This is a genomic window from Dactylosporangium aurantiacum (assembly GCF_000716715.1).
Taxonomy (GTDB): domain Bacteria; phylum Actinomycetota; class Actinomycetes; order Mycobacteriales; family Micromonosporaceae; genus Dactylosporangium; species Dactylosporangium aurantiacum.
The window spans coordinates 1-264 of the sequence record NZ_JNYJ01000193.1 but is presented as its reverse complement, the minus strand read 5'-3'; the positions used below and the strand labels follow the sequence as shown (position 1 = coordinate 264).

1 pseudogene is annotated in these 264 nt (G+C 72.7%); it reads left to right on the top strand.

The features are described from left to right. Positions 1-264: pseudogene (locus tag OP18_RS59060) on the top strand (TetR/AcrR family transcriptional regulator); the annotation flags it as partial.

The window sequence follows — 264 nt, the reverse complement described above, 5'->3', positions numbered from 1 at the left end:
CCAGGGACTGCTCAAGGTGCCGGCGGCCGACGCCGCCGAACAGGTGCTCGCCGCCAACGTCGGCATCACACTCACCTTGATCAGCCAGCCGGAGCCGGACTTCGGGCTGTCCGAACGCGTCCGCGAGGCCGCGCTGGCCGGAGTCCTGCACACGCCCTCCGCCGACGCCCCCACAACCCGCGCGAACGCCGCACTGACGTTGCGCGCACTGGTCGACAACGACCCGGGCGACCTCACCCCCGGCGAACACGCGCTGCTCGGCGA